Origin of the sequence: Nonomuraea sp. NPDC049129, assembly GCF_040648495.1 — a bacterium.
Taxonomy (GTDB): Bacteria; Actinomycetota; Actinomycetes; order Streptosporangiales; family Streptosporangiaceae; genus Nonomuraea.
Genome location: NZ_JBEZDU010000003.1, coordinates 188,632 through 208,035, shown reverse-complemented (window position 1 = coordinate 208,035; position 19,404 = coordinate 188,632). Strand labels below are relative to the sequence as shown.

The following is a 19,404-nucleotide window of genomic DNA, read 5'->3' as shown; positions in this document are numbered from 1 at the left end:
GATGCCGAAGAACACGCTCAAGAAAAAGAAGAAGAAGAACAAGCGTTCCACCACTCCGGGCGTTTCCGGTGCCTCACACGGCGTCGTCAAGTCGGTGAGCAAGACCAAGCGCGGGGCGGGCTCGAGTGTCGTCTCCCAGCCGGCGAGGCCGGCCTCGGCCCCGGCCCGCCGCCCGAGTGACGCCGTCATCAACCGGAACTTCCTCGCCAAGGCCTACCGGGAGTACTACAACAGCGCCGGCCGCAGACGCCCCACCTCGCGGACCAAGCGCGTGTACTCCTTCATGGGTGACGGTCCGCCCGGCTACCTGAACACGCCCATCGGCAACTCGGAGTTCCAAAATCTGCTCAATGGCCAGACGCAGGGCGACTACAAGGTGGAGGCTCAGAGCGCGTCGGACAACTGGAGGGGACTACGGGCCGGCGACTACTTCCACCTGACCAACGAGGCCCACCCGCTGCCCAGCGCGCAGAAAGCGCAAACCCTGGCGAACCGCGCCCGGCGCCTCATCGTCAACGTGAAGAACCAGGCGGCCGCGCTGAAGGCGGTGCGCGGTCTCGTCCCGTTGTTCAAGGACGGCAACGTCGGTCCGTTCTTCAGGTCGTTCAAGGTGTTCCTGTCCAGCAAGGCGGACACCCAAAAATCCGTCAAATACGACAAACTGGTCGTCTATTACGCGCTCAAGGACCCGAATGCCGCCGACGACGACGTCGGCAAGCAGCTCGTCTCGGCCATCGAGACGGCGGTCCCCGAAGCGGAGCGGGACTCGGAGTTCGCCCCCTTCTACTCCTTCCTCACCCCCGGAGTCGCCTGGGCGGAGGAGCCGAAGTACTACGTCCAGAAATTAGACAACAGCTTCACCGAGACCCGGGCGAACGTCATCGATGACGTCATAAAGAACAACGACGCGGTGCCCAATGAGGCCGCGTTCGCCACACTGGTGGACCACGCGTTCCGGAGTGAGCGCATAGATCCCGTGAAGCCGCACCGGCATGTCAAGACGCCCTGAGGCCGCTGGTCGCCGCCTGCGCGAGCACCCCGCCAGGCGGCGACCTGGCCTGAGCACTGAGGTTCTTTACTCAAAGCTAATCTCCTCATAGACGGCCATGAGGAAAAGTGATTAGATGACTTGATATGTCCGAGGTAACGCGGCCAAGCCTTTCCGACGCTCTGACCGAGCGCATGCTGGAGCTCATCCGCACAGGTGGGCACCGGCCGGGCGACAGGCTGCCCTCGACGCGGGAGCTCTCCCAGCGCTTCGCCGTCACCACCCCGACCCTGCGTGAGGCGCTGCGCAGACTCGAGGCCACCGGGGCCATCGAGATGCGGCACGGGTCCGGCATCTACGTCGGAGCCGACATCGAGCGGCTCGTGCTCCCCAACCCCAACATGCGGGAGATGCACGCCGCCCAGCTGCTCGAGTTGCTCGGCGCGCGCATCGTCATCGAGCCGCCGCTGGCCGCGATGGCCGCGGCACGCGCGACCGGCGAGGAGCTGGTCGCGCTCCAGCGCGTGCTCGAGGCCGCCGCCAGGCACCTGCGCGGCCAGGACGCCGAGCTGCACGACACCAACATGACCTTCCACCGGGCGACGGCCCGGCTGGCGGGCAACAGCGTGCTGCACGAGGTGGTCGACTCGCTGCTGACCGTCCACGGTCCCGAGCAGCGGGAGATCCTGCAGCTCTTCGACGACCGGCGCCGTGACTACGACGAGCATCTGGCGATTCTGGAGGCCATCGAGGCGCGTGACGCCGCGGCGGCCGAGGAGCGCATGCGGGCTCACCTGGTGGACGTCAAGACCGTAATAGAGCAGAGGTTGCAAGACCCCCCCAAATGAAACAAGGAGGCCGGGGCATGATCCGGTCACGCGTTGTCACGCTCGGCGTGGCAGCTCTCTTTCTCGCCGCCTGTGGCGGCAATACCGAGGCGCCGCAGAAGAAGTCCGAACTGTCGCTGTACAACGACAAGGGCGCCTGGAGCAAATACTTCGACGAGATGGGCGCTCTGTCGAAGCAGCAGATCAGCTTAGGCATGAAGCCGGTCGGCTACACCGATTCGGCCCAGTATCAGGCGTTCATCAAGGCGTCGTTCCGTACGAACGTCAAACCCGACCTCTTCACCTGGCAGACCGGCGGGATGCTGGAAGAGATCGTCAAGCAGAAGCAGGTGGCCGACACCTCCGCCATCTGGCAGGAGGCGATCAAGGCCGGCGACCTGTCGCAGGACCTGGCCCCCTATTACACGGTGGACGGCAAGCAGTACTGCGTGCCGATGAACGTCGCCTACTGGGGCATGTTCTACAACAAGAAGGTCTTCGACAAGTACGGCCTGCAGCCCCCCACCACGTGGGACGAGCTGGTCAAGGTGGCCGAAACCCTCAAGAAGAACAACGTCAAAGCCTTCTACCACACCAGCGTGCTGTTCTCCTTCGTCTGGTTCGAGCAGCTCATGGCGGGCATGGACCCCGACCTGTACGACCGCCTCTCCACGGGCAAGGCCAAGTACACCGACCCCGGCGTGGTCCAGGTGATGGAGAAGTGGAAGCAGCTCATCGACGCCGGATATTTCATCAATCCCGGTGATAAAACCGACCCGGGCGATGTGCTGAAGAACGGCAAGGCGGCGATGGTCTCCTTCGGCACCTGGTTCAACACCAGCATGACCCAGCGCGACCTGAAAGCCGGCACCGACTACGGCTTCTTCGCCATCCCGAACGTGAACGCCTCGCTCCCCAAGACCTCGATGATCTTCGAGAGCGGCCCGCTCTGCTCGCTGACCAAGGCGGCCGACCCCGAGGCCGGCCAGAAGTACCTCAAGTGGTGGACCACGCAGCCCGCCCAGGACAAGTGGGCCACGACCCGCGGCGACGTCAGCGCCAACCCCAAGGTGACGATCAAGGACGAGGCGCTCGGCCAGGTCACCAAGGACGCGGGCGGCGGCAAGTATCGCCTGGTCAACCGCTACTTCGAGGCCACGCCGCCGCCGATCCTGACGGCCGCGCTCGACGGCTTCAGCAAGTTCGTGACCGACCCTGGCACGTACAAGGAAGTGCTGGAGACCATCCAGAAGGCCGCCGACGACTACTGGAGTACGCACCAGTGAGCGGGCGTGCCCCAATGCTCGGCCGATTCAGGCACGGGTACGTCGCTCCTGCCGCGCTGCTGGTCGCCGGGCTGCTCTACGTGCCCTTCCTGTGGACGGCGTACCTGAGCTTCACCAAATACGACGGGCTCGCGCCGCCCGAGTGGGTCGGCCTGCGTAACTTCGGCAAGCTGCTCGACGACCCGGCGCTGCTCACCGCCCTGGGCAACACGCTCATCTGGGTGGTCGGCACGATGGCGCTGCCGGTCGGGCTCGGCCTGCTGGTGGCGGTGCTGTCGTACGACCTCAAGGGCGGCGTCTGGTACCGGGTGCCGTTCATGCTGCCCTACGCGCTCAGCGGCGCCGGGCTGGCCATGGTCTGGAGCCCGATCCTCTCGCACGACGGCATCGCGAACATCCTGCTCGGCGTCGACACCGCGTTCCTGCAGAAGGCGCCGCACAACACGATCGCCATGCTGCTGGTCTGGACCTGGCAGCAGCTCGGCGTCAACACGCTGTTGTTCGTGGTGGGGCTGCAGTCCATCCCCAAGGCGCCGATCGAGGCCGCGCGGATCGACGGGGCCTCGGGATGGACGCTGTTCCGGCATGTCATCTGGCCGTTGATGGCGCCCCTCACCGCGGTCGTGGTGGGGCTGGCGCTGGTGGCGAGCCTGAAGACGTTCGACATCGTCTGGGTGCTGACGCAGGGTGGTCCTGGGCGCAACTCCGAGACACTCGCGGTGACCATGTACAAGGACACGTTCGTGGCCAGCGACTACGGCTACGGCGCCTCGGTCGCGGTGATGCTCACCGTGGTCACGGGGCTGGCGTCCTACCTCTACCTCAGGAGGCAGGTGCGATGATCCGGCGTGCCGTACTCATCGTGCTCGGCCTGATCTGGCTGGGCCCGACCTACCTGCTGCTCGTCAACGCCGCGCGGCCCGCGGCGTCGTACGACCCGTCGAAGGCGTGGCAGCCGTCCGGCAGCTTCGCGCTGTTCGACAACATCGCCCGGGCCGTCGACAGCGCGAACCTGTCGGACAGCCTGGCCAGCACCGCGCTCTACAGCATCGTCTCGCCCACGCTCGGCGTGCTCATCGGGGCGCTGGCCGGCTACACGATCGTGGTGCTCCGGCTGCGGCACGGTTTCTGGTGGTTCCTGCTCATCTTCGGCGGCACGATCTTCCCGTCGCAGATGCTGCTGGTGCCGCTGTTCGTGGGTTACAGCGACCTCGGCCTGTACGACACCAGGGGCGGCCTGCTCCTGGTCTACACGGCGATCAACGTGCCGTTGGCCGCTTTCGTGCTGCGTAACTTCTACAGTGGAGTGGCGTTCTCGATCTTCGAGGCGGCCCGCATGGACGGGGCCACCACCTGGCGGATCTTCTGGCGCATCTACCTGCCGCTGTCCGTCAGCGCGCTGGCGGCCGTGTTCATCCTCGAGTTCACCTTCATCTGGAACGACCTCATCTTCGGCCTGACACTCACGCAGACCGAGGACGTACGGCCGGTGATGACCGCGCTGGCCGGACTGATGACCGACGTCTACGCGGGCACCCCGGTGCCCGTGGGCCTCGCGGCGGGGCTCATGGTCTCGCTGCCGACGGTCCTGCTGTTCCTCGCCACCCAGCGGTTGTTCGCCCGTGGCCTGTCTCTAGGGAGTGTTTGATGACCAGCCGGTTGCTGCAGCGGAGCCTCGGCTCGCCGGACTACGACGGGATCAGGCAGGCGCTGCGCAACGACACCTCGACCGCGGTGATCGGCGTGCGCGGAGTGGAGGTGCGTGTCGCGGTGCTGCCGCTGTTCACCCACGACGGCCGGCAGGCGGTCAGGGTGACGAGCACCGTGCCGTTGACGCACGTGCTGGTGGGCGAGGACAGCGCCTCCGGCACCGACGTCACACTGCTCGTGCCCGAGGTGACCGCCCCCCGCGTGCTGACCCTGGAGTCGCGCGACGACGCCGGGCTCATCGGCTCCGCGGAGATCACGATCACCCCCCAGCGCAAGTGGAGCGTGTTCGTCGTCCACCACTCCCACCTCGACATCGGCTACACCGACCCGCAGGGCACGGTGCTCCGCCACCACCTCGACTACCTCGACGCGGCACTCCGGCTGGCCGAGGAGACCGCCTCCTGGCCGGACGACGCCAGGTTCAGGTGGTCGGTCGAGTCGTCGATGCCGGCGCTGAAGTGGCTCGACGCCCGGCCCGCCGACCAGGTCGCCAAGTTCGCCGCGCTGGCCCGCGCCGGCGTCATCGAGGTGACCGCGCTGCCGTTCCAGCTGCACACCGAAGCCTGCTCGACCGAGGAGCTCTACCGGCAGCTCCGCTTCACCACGCGGCTCCAGGAGAAGTACGGCTTCGCCACCAAGTCGGCCATGCACACCGACGTGCCCGGCGCGGTCGTCGGCGTGATCGACGCGCTGAACGCCGCCGGGGTGCGCTACCTCGCCGCGGCGCACAACTGGGCCGGGCGGTCCGTGCCGTACCTGCACGGGGGCGACAAGCTGACCCGGCCGTTCCGGTGGCGGGCGCCGAGCGGCAAGGAGGTGATCGTCTGGTTCACCGACACGCCCCACGGCATGGCGTACATGGAGGGCAACACGGTCGGGCTCACCGACTCCTACGAGCTGGCCGACGACCTGCTGCCGCGCTACCTGTCGGCGCTGGCCTCGCGCGGCTACCCCTACGGTCCCGGTACGTTCGGCTGGCAGGGTCCTGACGCGCCGCGCGAGCCGTACGAGCTGGACGTGCTGCACCTGCGGGTCCAGGGCGCGCACGCCGACAACGCGGGACCCTCGATCGTGCCCGCCTCCATCGCGCGCAGGTGGAACGAGCAGTGGGCCTTCCCCCGGCTGCGGTCCGCGGTCAACAGCGACTTCTTCGAGCACGTGGAAGAGCGCTACCACGACCGGCTGGCCGTACACGAGGGCGACTGGACCGACTGGTGGGCCGACGGGCTCGGCTCCGGCGCGCGGCCCCTCGGATACGTACGGCGGGCGCAGTCCGCGCTGCGCATCGCCGAGACGCTGCACACGATCGCCGGTGCCGACGCCACCGAGCAGATCGATGAGGCCTACGACAAGGTGGCGCTGTTCAACGAGCACACCTGGGGCGCGGCCAACCCCTGGGAGGACGCCGAGGAGGCGGGCGACTCGGGCGGCCTGCAGTGGACCCGCAAGTCGTCGGGCGCCTACGACGCGCAGGACGACGCCGCCGACCTGCTGCACGCCGCCGCCCGCCGGTTCGGCGCGGCGCTCTCCGACGGCGGTGTGCTTTCGGGGGGCGGCGCGCTCTCCGACGACGGTGTGGCCGATGCGTCGGCGCTCGCGTCCTTCGCCGTCTTCAATCCCGGGACGGCGAGCAGGACCGACGTGGTCCGCGCGTTCCTCCCCCGGGACGTGGTCCCGGCGGACGTCCCGATCGCCCTCGTGGACGCGCGCACCGGCGAGACGATCCCGCACCACGAGGAGCTCGTGGATCCGGCCGACTGGCCGACCAGGCCGATCGGGCGGCACCTCCACGCCGTGGTGCCGGAGGTCCCCGGCTACGGCTACGCGCGGATCGACGTCGTCAGAGGTGAGGTCCGGGCGGCCGAGCCGGTCGAGCTCGACCTGGGCGGAGTGATCGAGAACGAGTTCTACCGGGTTGGGTACGACGTCCGCGAAGGCGTCATCCGCTCGATCTTCGACAAGGCGGCCGGGCGGGAGCTGGTCAACGACAGCGCAGCCGCCGGGTTCGGCCAGTACGTCTACGACCGCTACGCCACCGCCCCGCACTTCAACCACCTGTCCGGGCACGTCGGGGCGCACGACCGCACCCTGCTCGGCGACCGGGCGATCGGCAGGAACGCCACCATCGTCAAGGCGCAGCGGACCGCCGTGGGCGAGAAGCTGGTCGTCGAGCTGCAGGGCAAGGGCGTCGACTGGCTGCGCACCACGATCGAGCTGCACAACGGCGTCGCCCGGCTCGACCTGACCTACCAGCTGGCCAAGCAGGGCACGCCCGCCAAGGAGGCGGTCTTCCTGGCCTTCCCGTTCGCCTCGGGCCCCGCGACGGCCTGGGAGCTGACCGGCGGCGTCGGCGGCCCGGACGTGCCGCGGGTGCCGGGCTCCGCCGAGTACATGCTGCCGATCAGGCACTGGATCGCCTTCGAGGACCCCGAGCTGACCGTCGCCTGGGCCACGCTGGAGGCGCCGCTGGTGCAGCTGGGCACCATCCACATGCCGTACGCGCCGTTCCCGCCGACGCTGGACGAGGAGCCGGGCACGGTCTACTCCTGGGCACTGAACAACATCTGGGACACGAACTTCCCCGCCCAGCAGCAGGGAGAGACCACGTTCCGCTACTCGATCATGTCGGCCCCGGGGATCGAGGGCAGACGGCTGGGCGCGCGGGCGGCGGCCGGGCTGACGGACCAGTTCGTCGGCGCGCTGCTCACCAGCGCGCCCGACGCGGTCAAGTCGTTCGTCTCGGTCGACCACCCCGACGTGCTGGTCACCTCGCTCGGGCAGAACGGCGACAACGAGATCGTGGTCCGGCTGCAGTCGCTGGCCGCCGAGCCGGTCGAGGCGACGGTCCGGCTGCCGAGGCTGCGGCGCGCTCTGGTGAGCGCCGGTCTGGAGCGGGAGCTGCGGCCCCTGGAGGTCTCAGCTGAATCGGTCAAGGTACGGCTGCCCGCGTGCGGTGTGGCCGCTATTTGGGGGACGTGCGAGTGAAGATCGTTGACATCCGGGCCACCACGGTCGCCGTTCCGCTGGAGGCGCCACTCCGGCACAGCAACGGCGCCCACTGGGGCCGGTTCGTCCGCACGATCGTCGAGGTCGAGGCCGACAACGGGCTGATCGGCCTGGGGGAGATGGGCGGGGGCGGGGAGAGCGCCGAGGCGGCGTTCCGGGCGCTCATGCCGTACTTGCAGGGGCATGATCCGTTCCAGCTGGAGGCGCTGCGGTTCAAGATCGCCAACCCGACCGCGTCGCTCTACAACAACCGCACCCAGCTCCTGGCGGCCATCGAGTTCGCCTGCATCGACCTGATCGGGCAGCATCTCGGCGTACCCGCCAGCGACCTGCTCGGCGGGCGGCTGCGCGACACCGTGCCGTTCGCCTCCTACCTGTTCTTCCGCTACGCGGCGGAGGGGTACGCCGAGGTGCGCACGCCGGACCAGCTCGTCGAGCACACCAGGCAGCTCAAGGCGGCCCACGGGTTCACCGTGCACAAGCTCAAGGGCGGGGTGTTCCCGCCCGACTTCGAGCTGGAGTGCTACCGGGCGCTGGCGGCGGCCTTCCCCGACGACCGGCTCCGCTACGACCCGAACGCGGTGCTGTCGGTGGCCGAGGGCCTGCGGTTCGGGCGGGCCATCGAGGAACTGAACAACGAATACCTGGAGGACCCGGTCTGGGGGATGGAAGGGCTCAGGGCCATCCGCGAGCAGGTCCGGGTGCCGCTGGCGACCAACACCGTCGTGGTCAACTTCGAGCAGCTCGCCTCCAACGTGCTGCGCCGGGCGGCCGACGTGGTGCTGCTGGACACCACGTTCTGGGGCGGGATCCGGCCGTGCGTCAAGGCGGCAGGAGTGTGCGAGACCTTCCAGCTCGGGGTGGCCGTGCACTCCTCCGGGGAGCTGGGCATCCAGCTGGCGACCATGCTGCATCTCGGCGCGGTCCTGCCCAACCTCACGTACGCGGCCGACGCCCACTACCACCAGCTGCGCGACGACGTGATCGAGGGCGGCAAGCTGTCCTACGCCGACGGGGCCATAGCGGTGCCGACCGGGCCGGGGCTGGGCGTCCGGCTCGACAAGGACCGGGTCGCCCGCTACGCCGAGCTCTACCAGGAGCTGGGCGGATACCCCTACGACCGGGACCCGGGACGCCCCGGCTGGTACGCCCAGGTGCCGAACGAACGCTTCGCCGACCCGACCGTATCCCTGGAAGTGAGCACATAGGAAAAGAATCGTCCTTGTTCGCGTGAGTCTGCTTCTGCTGCCCCCGGGCCCTGAATCAGGGTGGGGGTACTCACGCGAGCAAGGAGGCAACGTGCGGCTCATCAGCAGCGTCGTGGCGGCCCTCTGCACCGTGGTCGTCCCGAGCTCCGTCGACATCTGGTGTCGCTGACCATGGACGGCGAAGCCGGGTTCCGGAGCGGCCGACCGGAGACCGGCCGCGGCAGCGCTCTGGGGCGACCGGAGACCGGCCGCTGGAGAGCGCTGCCATCCCCACCCGCCGCCGCTCTCTGGGCCGGGGCGTCGTTGCTGCTGGTCGTCACGGCCTGCGCGGCCGCGCCGCGCCCGGACTCTGCGTCTGTGTCTGTGGCGTCGGTGGCCGATCTCGTGCTTCCGTTCGACGCCTACAAGCCCACCCCGGAGCAGCGCGTCCTGCTGGCCAACGCCCAGGCCAAGCTGGTCGCGCGGTGCATGCGCCGCCACGGCGTCTCGGCGGCCCCGCCCATGGTCGCGGTGGCCGCCGTGAAGGCCGGCGATCCGGGCAACGCCCGCCGCTACGGCGTCGCCGACCCGGCACAGGCCGCGCTCACCGGCTACCACCTGTCCCGCTCGGACTCACACGGCAGACCACTCCAGTGGGCGGCTAACCTCTCCAAAACCGCCAGAACCCACTTGTACGGCGACACCGCCGACTCCGGCTGCATAAGCCGCGCCGCAGCCGTCCTGACCCGAGGCGCCGAGCCGGCCGACTGGCCCTGGCTCGCCGTCCAGGACGCCGAGACCCTGGAGAAGGCCGCCACCGATCCGGCCGTCGTCCAGGCGGCCACCCGCTGGCGGGCCTGCATGGTCAAGGGCGGATACGCCTACCCCACCGCCGAGGCCGCCATCGCCGACGCCCGCTGGAACCTGGACCAGCCCACGGTCACCGCCGAGGAGAAGCGCACCGCCACGGCCGACACCAGGTGCAAGTGGGAGTCGGGGCTGGTGGCGGCCTGGTTCGCCGCCGATTCCGCCCTTCAGCGGAAGATCGTCGTCGGCAATCCGGACCGCTTCGCCGCCCTCCGCGCCAACCTCGGCAGCCGCCTGGCGCGCGCGTCCAAGGTCTTCCAGGAGACCCGCTGACCGCTACCGCCTGTCGACGCCTGGCGGTCGGGCGAGGCGTTGTGCCGCGCGCACCACGCTTGCGCGGCGCCGGGCGTGCTCCGTCGCATCGTCGTCGTCGGCACCGGTGAGCATGCGGGCGAGCTGGGGCGCCGAGACCCACCATGCGGACAGCGCGATGACCATGAACGCCAGATGATCGGGGTCGACGTCGTCGTCGAGGATCCCGGCGCGCTGGGCGGCCGCGTAGGCCCGCGTCTTGCCCCGGTAGAAGGCGGTGCGCTGCGCCTCGTCGGCCACGGGGCCACCGGCCAGGCCCTCCCAGAGCAGCAGGCGGACGAGATGGGGATGCGCCACGTGGTAGTCGAAGTTGCGCCCGACGAACTCACCGATGTTCTCGAAGTCACCCGGGGGTGGCCCCACCGTCTCGGCGAGTTTCTTGAGCTCGTCGGTGAGCACCGTCTCGAACAGGGCCTGCTTGTCGCCGAAGTACTTGTACAGGCGTTCCTTGTTGATCCCGGCCCGCTCGGCGATGCGGGCCATGGTCGTGCCGTCCGGTCCGCGCTCGGCGAACTCGACCGTCGCCGCTTCCTTGAGCCGCCGCCGCGTCCCCTCGGTGTCCCACGCCATGGCGACATCCTAGCGCCACCCCATCTGCAACGTTGCGGTTGGAGTTTTCCGCCGCTAGCATCAAAAGCAACCGCACCGTTGGAGATGGATTTCAGATGAAAGGTACGGACATGGCAGGCAGCCTTCCCGGTGGGACTCTCACACTCGCGGACGACCTCACCATCACCCGCATGGGCTACGGCGCCATGCAGCTGGCCGGGCCCGGCGTCTTCGGGCCGCCCAAGGACCGCGACGCGGCCATCGCGGTGCTGCGCGAGGCCGTCGAGCTGGGCATCACCCACATCGACACCAGCGACTTCTACGGGCCCTTCGTCGTCAACGAGATCATCAAGGAGGCCCTGCACCCCTACCCGGCGGACCTGCGCATCGTCACCAAGGTCGGCGCTCGCCGTGGCCCGGACGGCAGCTGGAATCACGCACTGGAGCCCGAGGACCTCAAGGCCCAGGTCCACGAGAACCTCCAGCGCCTCGCCCTGGACGCCCTCGACGTCGTCAACCTGCGCCTGGCCGAAGGAGGCGCCGGCGAGGAGTCGCTCGCGGAGCCGTTCGGCGCCCTGGCCGAGCTGCAGCGGGAGGGCCTGATTCGCCACCTCGGTCTCAGCGCCGCCTCCGGGGCCCAGCTCACCGAGGCGCAGGCCATCGCACCCGTCGTCACCGTGCAGAATCTCTACAACCTCGCCAACCGGCAGGACGACGCTCTCGTCGACCGATGCGCGACCGAGAACATCGCCTACGCCGCGTTCTTCCCTCTGGGCGGCTTCACCCCGCTCCAGTCCGAAGCGCTCACAAACGTGGCCGCCCGCCTGGACGCCTCCCCGCAGCAGGTCGCCCTGGCCTGGCTGCTGCGGCGCTCGCCCACGATGGTCCTCATCCCCGGGACCTCGTCCGTGGCCCACCTCCGCGAGAACATCGCCGCGGCGAGCCTGGTCCTCCCGGCCGACGCGATCGAGGAGCTCGACGCCATCGGAGGCTGACGCTATTGGAGGAGGAGGACTTGCCAGAATTACTCGCGTGAGTTAAAAATTACTCATGCAAGTAAGGAAGGAAGACTCCGTCACGACCTCTGCCCGTCGGGCGCAGATCGTGACGGCCACGATCGAGACGATCGCCGACCTGGGCTACCACCAGGCGTCCTTCGCCCGCATCGCGGAGCGGGCCGGGCTCAGCAGTACGCGGCTGATCTCGTACCACTTCGATGGCAAGGACGACCTGATGGGCCAGGCGATTGTCACGATCTACGAGGGGATCGCCACGTTCATGACCGAGCGGGTCAGCGCCCAGACCAGTCCCGGCGCCGCGCTGGACACTTACATCCGCTCGCTGATCGGGTTCATTCGGGACCACCGCCGTGAGATGCGCGCGGCCACCGAGATCTTCCTGAACTTCCGGCCGGAGAAGGGGACCACCGCGCAGGAGGCGGCCATGGACCCGGCCTCGCTGGGGCACATCGAGCGGTTGCTGTTCTGGGGGCAGGAGACGGGCGAGTTCCGCCGGTTCAACACCCGCGTGATGGCGATGGCCATCCAGCGGGCCATGGACGGCCTGCCGTTCCTGCTGGAGGGCGACCCCGGCGCGGACCTCGACGTGTACGCGGACGAGCTGGTCGAGCTCTTCCGCCTGGCGACCCGGGCCACGCCGTGAGCTCTCGCGCCAAGACGTTGCTGCTCGTCCTCGTCGACATGGCCCTGCCCATCGGCCTCTATTACGTACTGCGCGCGATGGACGTGAGCTATCACTCCGCGCTGCTGATCAGCTCCCTGCTCCCCGGTCTGAGCGTGGTCGCCAGCCTGGTGCGCCGCCGCCGGCCCGACGGGCTCGGCCTGTTCATGACGGCCATGATGGTCGGCAGCGCGGCCGTCTCCCTGCTCGTCCACGACCCCCGCTTCCTGCTGGCCAAGGACGGCTGGATCACCGCCATCTCGGGCCTGTGGTTCCTGGCCAGCGTCCGAGGCCGGCAGCCGCTGGCCTTCGCCTTCACCCGCTTCGTCCTGGAAGGCCGCATCGGTCCCCTCAAGGGGGGAGACGGCTCGGGCCGCGAATCCTGGGACGTCCTGTGGGAGCGGCTGCCCGCCTTCCGCAGGATCTGGCGGGTGGCGACGGTCATCTGGGGCATCGGCCTGCTGGCCGACGCCGCCGTCCGCGTGACCATGGCCTACACCCTGCCGCCCGACGTCGTCCCCGGCCTGGGTGGTCTGCAGTACGGCGTCTTCATGGTGCTGATGCAGGTCGTGATGGCGTGCTACCTCGTCCCCACCGGCCTGTACAACCGCTGGTCCGCGCTGTACTTACCGCTCAAGGAGACCCTCGCGTGATTCCCGCCCAAGGAGACCCCCGCGTGACCGCCCCCCGCTCCCTGGCCGTCCCCCGCATCCTGGCCGTGCTCGGCGCGGCCGCCGCCGCCCTGGCCGTCTGGGCGGTCGTCCACGTCCTCGCCGGCGTCGAGCTGGCCTCGACCTCCGGAGAGGTGACCGCGGCCTCTGTGATCGTCGCCGCCCTGGTCGCCGGCCTGGCCGGCTGGGGCCTCCTGGCCGTGCTCGAACGCGTGACGGAACGGCCGCGCGCCATCTGGACGTGGATCGCCGCCGTGTTCCTCATCATGTCCCTGGCCGGCCCACTCACGATGGGCACCACCGGTGCGGCCAAGGCATCACTGGCCGCGCTGCACGTGGTGACTGCGGCCGTCCTCATCGTCCTCCTGCCGCGCCGGCGCACGCGCTAGGCCTGCTCAGGCAGCACAGCCGGGTTGCGGGCGAGCAGCCCACCATCCACCCGATGCTCGGCCCCGGTGATGAACGACGACCGCGGCCCCGCCAGGAACGCCACCAGCTCAGCCACCTCCTCCGGCCTGCCCACCCGGCCGAGGGGGTGCGCCCGGCCCCACTGCGCCACCTGCTCCTCCTGGGACAGCCCACCACGCCACAGGTCGGCGGCCCAGCGCAGCATCGGTGTGTCGACCGAGCCGGGGCAGACCACGTTCACCCGGATGCCGTCGGCCGCGTGGTCGAGCGCCATCGCCCTGGTCAGGCCGTTCAGCGCGGCCTTGCTGGCGGTGTAGGCGGCCACCTGCGCCTGCGAGGCGAACGCCTGCACCGACGACATCACCACGATCGAGCCGCCGCCGCGCGCCCGCATCCTGGGGATGGCGGCCTTGCAGGCCAGATAGACGCCCTTGAGGTTGATGTCGAGCACCTCGTCCCAGACGTCCTCCGGCGTGTCCTCGACCGTGCCGTAGCGCTGCACACCCGCGCACGTCACCACGATGTCGAGCCCGCCGTACCTGGCCACGGCCAGGTCGACCAGGTCGCGCATGTCGCCCGCCCGCCGTACGTCCGCGACCCGCCCGGTCACGTGCTCGCTGTCGAGCTCCGCCCCCTTGTCGGCCCCGCAGAACACCACGGACGCCCCGCCGTCGGCCAGCCGGTCGACCACCGCCCGCCCGATGCCCATCGAACCGCCCGTCACCAGAGCGACTTTCCCATCGAACTCACTCACGCCAACACCTCCGCGCGCAACCTCAGCACCTTCGTCTCGTGTGGGCCCAGGGTGAGCGCCGTGCCGTTCGCCACCGCCTCGGCCAGCCCGTTGGTGGGCATGCTGGAGAACGGTTCGAGCCCGACCGTGTAAGCCCGCCCCCACCAGGGATAGTCGGTGGTCGCACCGACCTCCTGCCACATCCACAGGTACGGCAGGAGCGTCGCATCCCACTCCACACGAATACCTACATCCCCGGAAATTTCGTACCAGCCCTCGGTAAATCCGGTTAGGTAGACGATCTCGCTCGGCGACCCGGGCTCCGGCACCACGCTCAGATCCGTCTCGCCGCCACCGTCGGCGGGCACCACGGGCCACTCCCACGGCCCGCCCGCCTTGACCCGGCGGCCGTGGGCGTCGATGGCGCTCTCGTGCGGGATGACCGTCACGCCCGCCGGCAGCCGTACGCGGGCACCCGGTTTGAGGAACGGGCGGCCGTACACGATGTGCTGCCCCCACATGGCGTGCAGCTCGACGCCGGACTCGTTGGTCGCGCGCCCCTCGATCTCCAGCGCGGCCGTACCCGCCGCCAGCCGGAACGTCTTCTCGATCCGGTACGGCAGGCGCCGGGTGCGCACGCTGAGCCGTACCGCGACCTCCTGCTCGGAGTCGGCCACGACCTCGGCCTGCCACGGCAGCCCGGCGACCTCCCCGTGCTGCGCCAGCCGGGCGCCGCGGTATTCGCTGGGCGCGCCGCCGTTGGGGAAGATCTCCTGCCAGCCGCCCTCGTAGTGGTCGATGAACTGGGCGACGTCGTCGGCGGCGCCCTGGAGGTGGTCGTGCGGGTCGCGCAGCCCCTGCGGCGAGAGCCAGACGAAGTCAGTGTCGGTTGGCTTGTGCAGAAATTCGATGACATCGCCGCCCTTGTCGGGCACGACGGTCACGCGGAGCCGTTCGTTCTCCAGCACGACCGCCCGCAGCCCGTCGATCACGACGTGCCGCAGGCGAGCCGCCCAGTTCCGTGTACTCACCCGAAAGTCACATCGATGAAGCGCGGCCGGTAGATCGAGGAGTCCCGGTAGTGGTCGGTGTTGACGAAGCTGTTGACGTTGTAGGAGACGACGAGTCCGTTGCCCGCCACGTCGGGGTGGGCGTGGGCGTTGTAGGTGAAGATGTTCCCGTTCGTCTCGGGGGTGGTGTAGACGGCCTGCTTGCCGGTGAACGGGCCGAACGGCGAGCACGAGGTGTAGGCCACGATGTGCGAGCTCAGGACCTCGGTCGTGTCATGGGTGATCAGCACGTAGCCGTTGCCCACCTTGGTGACGCTGTACTCGTTGGCCACGCCGCTCATGATCCGGGCCGAGTCGGCCTCGTTGGTGGACCAGGTGCCGTCGGCCTTGAGGTACTCCCACTGCCCGAGCAGGCTCTGGCCGGACACCCTGGCGATGTGCATGTACTTGGGCGAGCCGAGATCCTCCACCCCGTAAACGTAGGTGTAGCCGCCGTCCTTGAGGATCCCGGAGGCCCAGGACACGCCGGCCGACGACGGCAGGTCGGTCACGCTGATCGGCCGGTCGAGCCGGCTCTGCGCGAACCTGGCCAGCACGTTCCGGTGCCAGCGCCAGTCCCACGCGCCGGTGCCGTAACGCTCGTACTCCTGGTAGGTCACCTCCACGATGCCGCCCGCCAGGGTGGCGTCGCCGGCCCAGTACCAGTGGTTCTGGTCGCGCGGGGGCATCACCGCGGTCGGCTTCTCGGTGGTGCCGGCGTGGATCGTGGAGAGCCTGCCGTCGCGCTCCACGGCGAAGGAGTTGTTCAGGAAGACGGTCGTGCCGCCCTCCTCGACCACCGGCGGGCGGCTGCCGTCAGGGTTGATCTTGCCCAGGAAGGTGTCGGAGAAGACCCACACCTCTTTCCCGCTGGGCAGCTTCAGCGAGTAGGTGCCGTCGGCGCCGGTCCAGTCGTCCAGGCGGCTGTTGTCGTTGCCGTACGCGGTGAACAGGCTGGTCAGCCTCGCGTCCACGGACGCGCCCCGCACCGTCGGCCCGCATGTCGCACGGGTGGTGGCCTGCTGCGTCGTGGTGGCGGAGATGGACGGCACCGGCTTGGGCGGTGCGGCCAGCGCTTGCTGCGGCACAGCCGCGAGGCTCAGCAATCCGATGGCGAGGGGGATGAGGGCGGACCGGAATCGCGTCATCACACGTCCTAAGGGAGGGGGGTTCCCTACAGTTCTAGTCATTTGATCACTTTGTGTCTAGGGCCTCACGGGGCAATGATCCAAATGTTGTGGAAGGCGGGGTTTCCGGGGTTTCGTAGCCATCTTGTGGCTTTTTTCGGGCATGACGTGAGGATGATCGGGTAACCCGCCCCCATGTCCTTTGCGCGCTACGAGGGATGGCTGCTGGCCGGGCGCTACCGGTTGCTGTCCGAGCTGGGCCGGGGCGGCATGGGCAGGGTCTGGCGGGCTCACGACGAGCTCCTGGATCGCCAGGTCGCGGTCAAAGAGGTCACCATCGTCGGCCCGCAGCACGAGGAGCTGATCGGCCGGACGATGCGGGAGGCCCGCATCGCCGCCCGGCTGAGCCATCCGCACATTGCGGCCATCTACGACGTGGTGCTGGTCGACGAGCGCCCGTGGATCGTCATGCAGCTCGTCCCCGCCCGCAGCCTCGCCCAGGTGATCGCCGAGCAGGGCCCGCTGCCCGTGGCCGCCGTCACCCGCATCGGCCTGGAACTCCTGGACGCCCTGCGCGCCGCGCACGCCGCCGGGGTGCTGCATCGCGACATCAAGCCCGCCAACATCCTGCTCACCGACGACGGGCACGCGGTCCTGACCGACTTCGGCCTGGCCACCACCGTGGACGACGAGTCCCGGGTCGCCCGGACGAGCATGGTCGTCGGCACCCCCGCCTACATCGCTCCCGAACGGGCCGGCGGCGCCCCGTCCACACCACAGGCCGACCTGTGGTCGCTGGGCGCCACCTTGTACACGGCTGTGGAGGGCCACTCACCCTTCGGCCGCAGCACCGAGACGGCCACGCTGACCGCGATACTGACCAGCACCGCCTATCCGTTCAACCTGGCGGGCCCTCTCGCTCCGGCCATCGCCGGCCTGCTGGACAAGGACCCCGACCAGCGCAGCGACGTGGCCCGCGCCCACGACCAACTCCGGCGAGTGGCCACCCGAAGCGAGCCGGCCCTCGCGGCGCTGTCGTACTCGGGGGGCCGCGCTGCGAACGCGCCGGATGAGCCCCACCATCCGCACCCGAGATTGCACCCGCGCCCGCGCTCGTCGAAGAGGGCGCGAGGGCTGGTGCGCTGGTCGGGAGCGATGCCACGGTCAGCGACGATGCCACGGTTAGGGACGATGTCACTGTCAGGCTCGACGCCAGGGTGGGTGGCGATGCCCCAGTCTGGCGTGATGTGGCGGTCCGGCATGATGCGGCGGTCAGGCGTGGTCCGACAGTCGGAAGCAGCGCGGCGCTCGGCGGCGCTGCGGCGGTCAGAGGCGGTGCGGCGGCTGATCACCGAGCACTGGCGCGAGACGGCCTTGATCGCCGCCTTGATCGTCAGTGTGATAGCCACCGGCTCCTGGTGGAACACCGTTCCCAGCAGCCCGGCTCAAAGCACACCAGCCGACATCGCACCCGATGTCGCACCCGCCCTGGCATTCGACCTGACCAGCATCCCGCAGGTCCACGCTGTGTCTCGCCAGCGACTCACGGAGACATCCGACGGCCGCGAACGAGCCGACATCCGCCCCAACCCGGCCCCGGCCTCCTCCTCCAGCAAGACCGCCACCGCGCTGAAGAAGGCCAAGAAAGCAGCCAAGAAAGCAGCTCAGAAGGCGGCGAAGAAGGCAGCCAAGCAGGCGGCCAAGCTCGGCAAGACCCACGGCAACAAGCATTAGCCGACCTGACCCCCACACCGATGTCGGCACGGGCTTCTCATGGAGATTAGGGCCGGCGATCGTTTTAGTACGGCTGCATCTGGTCCAGCACCTTGGTGGCTAGTGTCAGAACTCCTCAGCCTTCGGCAAGTCTCGGTTGACATCGTCGGCAGAGATTTCCGGGCTATCGGGCAGCGGGTATTCGGCGCCGTTGCGTCGGCGGCGCATCCGGTCGAAGGGGCGGAGTGACTGCCCGAGAGGCGGGTCTAGTTGGGCTGTGACCGCATCAAGCACTGCGATGTGGCCACCCCTGCTGGTGGCTCGCAGCCCTTGATTCTCCAAGATGGATGCGAGGGCTTTCCTAGAGGCGTCATAGAGAAGTTGATAGGCGCCCGTAGGATCTGTCCGGCAACCGCTGCGCGCGAGTTCGACATGTCGCCTGGCTTGGGCGATTAGGGTTTCGGCATGTTCCCGGCTCGCCGGTACGCGTTCCAACTGCCCTGACGACAGCATCATGTCGATCTGGTCGCGGCCTTGCATCCATCTCATGGGCTGTCCTCTTTCTGGATCAGGGGATGAAGGGGCTTGCCTCGCAGGGATGCCATGAACGGTTCGGGCCTGTCGCTGGTCCATGACGTCGATGAGATCCGGGTGATGTTCACCTCGCGACCGAGGGCCCGCTCGGCTGTCCTCGCCGCGTCATAGAGCTCGTCCTCATCGGCTGACCCCACGATGAGGACATCGACGTCTTGGGGCGGTGGTCCCGGCTGGTTCGCGTGTCGCGCGGCCCAGGAGCCGTAGATGTACGCCTCGTCGATACCGGAGATGGGCCGGAGCAGTGGGGGCAGTACGGCGGCCGGACCGAAGGTCACGATCAGCAGATCGGTGAGGGGTTTCGCGATGATCGTGTCCATGTTGGCGCGGATCAGGCGAAGGTTGCCATGCCGCCTTTCCCGGGTCAGGCCGGCTGCGGCGAACCGGTCCGCTTCTCGGCTCACCGTCGACTGCGACGTTCCGGTCCATGCGGCGAGATCGGTGGTTGAGTACTCCTTCTCCGGGTGGAGGTACAACCAGGCGAGCAGCTCGCCGACAGCGTTGGAGCGAAGGAGAGGCAACAGCAAGGGCGAGATTGGCCTCATAGATGCATACTACTATGCATCTATAGCAAGTCAAACACTCTATGTGATCGACGCGGCTCATACCGTCACGTCCGAAGAACCGCGCGAAGCGCCGCCAGGCCGGGGGAGTAAAAGGAGGTGCTGTGCGGAGTTCTCGGTAGATACCCTGCGCG

19 protein-coding genes are annotated in these 19,404 nt (G+C 68.8%); 13 read left to right on the top strand and 6 right to left on the bottom strand.

Annotated elements, in window-relative coordinates; genetic code table 11:
- The first annotated feature begins 1 nt into the window (after position 1).
- The 8 genes from AB0B64_RS10385 to AB0B64_RS10350 all read left to right on the top strand — a co-directional run bounded on the left by AB0B64_RS10385 (position 2) and on the right by AB0B64_RS10350 (position 10,144).
- Positions 2-1,009, top strand: a complete 1,008-nt coding sequence (locus tag AB0B64_RS10385) for a T3SS effector HopA1 family protein (protein ID WP_358176245.1) — start codon at positions 2-4, stop codon at positions 1,007-1,009.
- Between the two features lie 125 nt (positions 1,010-1,134).
- Positions 1,135-1,836, top strand: a complete 702-nt coding sequence (locus tag AB0B64_RS10380) for an FCD domain-containing protein (protein ID WP_357938728.1) — start codon at positions 1,135-1,137, stop codon at positions 1,834-1,836.
- 17 nt (positions 1,837-1,853) lie between these two features.
- The gene (locus tag AB0B64_RS10375; RefSeq protein ID WP_358176242.1) at positions 1,854-3,101 is read left to right on the top strand and encodes an extracellular solute-binding protein; all 1,248 of its coding nucleotides are present in this window, start codon (positions 1,854-1,856) and stop codon (positions 3,099-3,101) included.
- Positions 3,102-3,115: 14 nt separating this feature from the next.
- Positions 3,116-3,943 (top strand): sugar ABC transporter permease, encoded by an 828-nt coding sequence (locus tag AB0B64_RS10370; RefSeq protein ID WP_358176239.1) that lies wholly within the window; start codon positions 3,116-3,118, stop codon positions 3,941-3,943.
- A complete protein-coding gene (locus AB0B64_RS10365) occupies positions 3,940-4,749 on the top strand; it encodes a carbohydrate ABC transporter permease (RefSeq protein ID WP_357938734.1) in 810 nt (269 codons plus the stop codon). The genes AB0B64_RS10370 and AB0B64_RS10365 overlap by 4 nt, the downstream gene beginning before the upstream one ends.
- Positions 4,749-7,796, top strand: a complete 3,048-nt coding sequence (locus AB0B64_RS10360) for a hypothetical protein (protein WP_357938736.1) — start codon at positions 4,749-4,751, stop codon at positions 7,794-7,796. The genes AB0B64_RS10365 and AB0B64_RS10360 overlap by 1 nt, the downstream gene beginning before the upstream one ends.
- Complete coding sequence (locus AB0B64_RS10355) at positions 7,793-9,025, top strand: enolase C-terminal domain-like protein (RefSeq protein ID WP_357938737.1); 1,233 nt, start codon at positions 7,793-7,795, stop codon at positions 9,023-9,025. The genes AB0B64_RS10360 and AB0B64_RS10355 overlap by 4 nt, the downstream gene beginning before the upstream one ends.
- A 171-nt stretch (positions 9,026-9,196) precedes the next feature.
- Positions 9,197-10,144: a hypothetical protein gene (locus AB0B64_RS10350; protein ID WP_358176236.1), complete on the top strand. Its 948-nt coding sequence runs from the start codon at positions 9,197-9,199 to the stop codon at positions 10,142-10,144.
- Between the two features lie 3 nt (positions 10,145-10,147).
- On the opposite strand, the gene AB0B64_RS10345 is transcribed toward AB0B64_RS10350, so the two are convergent.
- Positions 10,148-10,753: a TetR family transcriptional regulator gene (locus AB0B64_RS10345; RefSeq protein WP_357938741.1), complete on the bottom strand. Its 606-nt coding sequence runs from the start codon at positions 10,751-10,753 to the stop codon at positions 10,148-10,150.
- Between the two features lie 110 nt (positions 10,754-10,863).
- Here AB0B64_RS10345 and AB0B64_RS10340 point away from each other — a divergent pair, with 110 nt between their 5' ends.
- From AB0B64_RS10340 to AB0B64_RS10325, 4 genes are read left to right on the top strand one after another with little or no spacing between them, the layout of a single operon-like run.
- Positions 10,864-11,727, top strand: a complete 864-nt coding sequence (locus AB0B64_RS10340) for an oxidoreductase (protein ID WP_357938743.1) — start codon at positions 10,864-10,866, stop codon at positions 11,725-11,727.
- Between the two features lie 55 nt (positions 11,728-11,782).
- Complete coding sequence (locus AB0B64_RS10335; RefSeq protein ID WP_357938745.1) at positions 11,783-12,394, top strand: TetR/AcrR family transcriptional regulator; 612 nt, start codon at positions 11,783-11,785, stop codon at positions 12,392-12,394.
- Positions 12,391-13,065, top strand: coding sequence for a VC0807 family protein (locus AB0B64_RS10330; RefSeq protein WP_358176233.1), 675 nt, complete (start codon positions 12,391-12,393; stop codon positions 13,063-13,065). Before AB0B64_RS10335 ends, AB0B64_RS10330 begins: the two co-directional genes overlap by 4 nt.
- A gap of 23 nt (positions 13,066-13,088) precedes the next feature.
- Positions 13,089-13,472 carry a DUF6069 family protein gene (locus AB0B64_RS10325; protein WP_358176230.1) on the top strand — a complete coding sequence of 128 codons (384 nt, stop codon included), beginning with the start codon at positions 13,089-13,091 and terminating at the stop codon, positions 13,470-13,472.
- On the opposite strand, the gene AB0B64_RS10320 is transcribed toward AB0B64_RS10325, so the two are convergent.
- The 3 genes from AB0B64_RS10320 to AB0B64_RS10310 are packed head-to-tail and all read right to left on the bottom strand — an operon-like array spanning position 13,469 to position 16,421.
- Positions 13,469-14,245: an SDR family oxidoreductase gene (locus AB0B64_RS10320; protein ID WP_358176227.1), complete on the bottom strand. Its 777-nt coding sequence runs from the start codon at positions 14,243-14,245 to the stop codon at positions 13,469-13,471. The genes AB0B64_RS10325 and AB0B64_RS10320 overlap by 4 nt on opposite strands.
- Positions 14,242-15,255: a DUF4432 family protein gene (locus AB0B64_RS10315; RefSeq protein ID WP_358176224.1), complete on the bottom strand. Its 1,014-nt coding sequence runs from the start codon at positions 15,253-15,255 to the stop codon at positions 14,242-14,244. The genes AB0B64_RS10320 and AB0B64_RS10315 overlap by 4 nt, the downstream gene beginning before the upstream one ends.
- Positions 15,252-16,421 carry a DUF4185 domain-containing protein gene (locus tag AB0B64_RS10310; RefSeq protein ID WP_358176221.1) on the bottom strand — a complete coding sequence of 390 codons (1,170 nt, stop codon included), beginning with the start codon at positions 16,419-16,421 and terminating at the stop codon, positions 15,252-15,254. The genes AB0B64_RS10315 and AB0B64_RS10310 overlap by 4 nt, the downstream gene beginning before the upstream one ends.
- Positions 16,422-16,595: 174 nt before the next feature.
- On the opposite strand from AB0B64_RS10310, the gene AB0B64_RS10305 reads away from it, so the two are divergent.
- Positions 16,596-18,134 carry a serine/threonine-protein kinase gene (locus AB0B64_RS10305; RefSeq protein ID WP_358176218.1) on the top strand — a complete coding sequence of 513 codons (1,539 nt, stop codon included), beginning with the start codon at positions 16,596-16,598 and terminating at the stop codon, positions 18,132-18,134.
- A 105-nt stretch (positions 18,135-18,239) separates the two neighbouring features.
- Here the strand turns inward: AB0B64_RS10305 and AB0B64_RS10300 are convergent, their stop codons facing one another.
- Together AB0B64_RS10300 and AB0B64_RS10295 are read right to left on the bottom strand one after the other, a co-directional pair.
- On the bottom strand, positions 18,240-18,662 hold the full coding sequence (locus AB0B64_RS10300) for a hypothetical protein (RefSeq protein ID WP_358176215.1): 423 nt from the start codon (positions 18,660-18,662) through the stop codon (positions 18,240-18,242).
- Positions 18,659-19,252 (bottom strand): hypothetical protein, encoded by a 594-nt coding sequence (locus AB0B64_RS10295; RefSeq protein WP_358176212.1) that lies wholly within the window; start codon positions 19,250-19,252, stop codon positions 18,659-18,661. The genes AB0B64_RS10300 and AB0B64_RS10295 overlap by 4 nt, the downstream gene beginning before the upstream one ends.
- Positions 19,253-19,404: the final 152 nt, after the last annotated feature.